Source organism: Streptomyces bugieae (genome assembly GCF_036352915.1).
Taxonomy (GTDB): domain Bacteria; phylum Actinomycetota; class Actinomycetes; order Streptomycetales; family Streptomycetaceae; genus Streptomyces; species Streptomyces endophytica.
In genome coordinates this window covers 1-2183 of sequence record NZ_JAZBJP010000077.1, presented here as the reverse complement: position 1 = coordinate 2183, position 2183 = coordinate 1, and the positions used below count along the sequence as shown (strand labels likewise).

General features: G+C 72.7%; 2 protein-coding genes. Both read right to left on the bottom strand.

Going from position 1 to position 2183, the window contains the following annotated elements:
* A partial coding sequence (locus V2J85_RS40220) for a PP2C family protein-serine/threonine phosphatase (protein ID WP_330824344.1) occupies positions 1-859 on the bottom strand: 859 nt, incomplete at its 3' end.
* Between the two features lie 80 nt (positions 860-939).
* Positions 940-1668 (bottom strand): TetR/AcrR family transcriptional regulator, encoded by a 729-nt coding sequence (locus V2J85_RS40215; protein ID WP_330824343.1) that lies wholly within the window; start codon positions 1666-1668, stop codon positions 940-942.
* Positions 1669-2183: the final 515 nt, after the last annotated feature.

Genomic DNA, 2183 nt, shown 5'->3' with positions numbered 1-2183 from the left:
ACTCGGGAGCGTGACGCGGGATGGAGCCGGGGGTGTGCGGCTGGGTGGGGCCGGGGGTGCGAGGCAGGGTGGAGCTGGGGGTGGGGCTGGGGTCGGCAAGGTGGGTGGTTGGGGATGTGGGGTGGGGGTTGGGCCTGGAGCCGGCGGTCCGCTCTGCTCCCTGGGGGGCGGCTGTGGGGGTGGTGGACCACTGGCTGCTGTCCCAACGGACGGCTCCGTCGAGGTGGCGGGCGAGGTTGGGGAGGGTGGCCTGGCGGTGGGCGGCGGCGCGGAAGGCGCCGAGGAGGAGGGCGGCGTGGCCGTACGCCGGCAGGCCCTTGCCACGGACGTCGCCGATGATCAGCCGGGTGCTGGAGAGGGTGCGTGCCGCGGCGAAGAGGTCGCCGCCCATTTCCGCCTCCTCCTCGGCCGGCAGGTACAGCGAGGCGATCTCCAGTGGGCCGCTGCGTCCGGGAAGCGGGCGCAGCAGGACCTGCTGGGCCACCGCGGCGACCGAGCGGCTCTTGATCAGGCGGCGCTCATTGCGGTCCCGGATGGCGGCAAAGAGGACGACCAGCGCGGAGACCACCACCAGCGCGGCGATCTGCGCCTCGAGGTTCTCCGTGAAGAGGACGTGGCGCGCCACGCCGATGAACACCTGGGCGGCGACCGCGAGGGCCCCGATCGCGGCCGTCAGGCGGGGGCCGGCGAAGGCTGCGGTGATTGCGGGGGCCGCGACCAGGAGGGGCCCGAGGTGGATATGGGGCGGCGAGAGGAGGTCGATCGTGCAGACGGCCGCGATGAGGCAGATCGGGAGCAGCACCAGCAGATGACGCAGTTCCCGTCGTTCCCGTAGGGGCGTCAGCCGTCGAGAGGGCATGCCTCATGTTTGCACTGACGCGAGGGGAATGCCCGGGTTGTTCCTGATATATGCGATATGTGGGGTTGCGGGGCGCGGCCTCAGTCGGCGCGATCGGCCGCCTCCTGGCGCAGGGCGGTGAGGAGCAGGTCGAGGGTGGGTTCGACGGCGGAGCCGGCCATGAGGGGGAGGTGGTCGCGTACGCGGTGCAGGCTGGGGACTTCGTCGGCGGGCAGGGTGCCGTATTCGGCGTGCCAGGCGCGTTCGTCCGCCGCGCGCTGGGCGGGGGCCAGCAGCAGTACGCCGGCGTCCAGCGCGGCGTGGCCGAGGACCGTGTCGACGAGGGCGTGGTAATGCCGGACCGCGGTCGGCTCGTCGAAGCCGGCCTGGAGCAGCAGGCCGACCCCGGTGTCGACGGCCCGTTGCTCATGCGGCCGGCCGGTGACGCGCAGGGTGCTGAAGACGGCGATCTGCGGATGGCGCAGTGCGGAGCGGTAGGCGCGCAGGCCGAAGTCGCGCAGGTCGGCGGCCCAGTCCCCGCTGGGCGTGAAGCCCGCCATGGATTCGCCGATGAGCCGGTCGGCCAGGGCGAGCAGCAGGTCCTCGGTGTTGCGGAAGTAGCGGTAGACGGCGGAGGGGTCGGCACCGAGTGCGGCGCCCAGTTTGCGTACCGTGAACGCCTGCGCACCGTGCGCGTCGATCAGCCGGCATGCGGTGTCGACGATGAGGTCGGCCGACAGGACCACGCCTGAGCTGGTCGGCCGGCGCCGTTTGCGTTCGGCCGGGACGCGGACGCGTTCGCCGTTCGGCACGCGTTCGCTGTCTGGCACGCGTTCGCCGTTTGGCACGTGTTCGCTGTCTGGCACGCCGAACCTCTTTCTGTGCTCCGTAGCGATCCGCTACTCCCTGGGGATCCGCCGCCCCGTCGGGACCCGCCGCCCCGCGGGGACCCGCCACTCCGTCGAGCCCCCAGCGCTCCGCCGGGGGCCCGCCGCCGGGGCCCGACCCACCCCCATCGCCACCCCCATCGCCACCGCCATCGCCACCGTCACCGCCATCGCCCGATGCCTGCCCCTCCGGCGGTATCGGTATCCCCACCCCTGCGGCTCCCCGTCATCGGCGAACTCCTGGCCGAGGTCTTCGTCCAAGTCCTTGCCGAGCCGGGCAGTTGGGGTTCGCCCTGCCGTGCCCGGGGTCGACCAGGGCCCAGTTAATCACCAACCCTCACCCAGGTTACGTCAACACCGTTGACACAAGCTTGCGGGGCCTGTTTCATCGGCGGACATCAGCGCCCTCGCGGCCCACCGCCGGCGACCCGTACCGGCCCCCCAGCCCACCCCCCGAC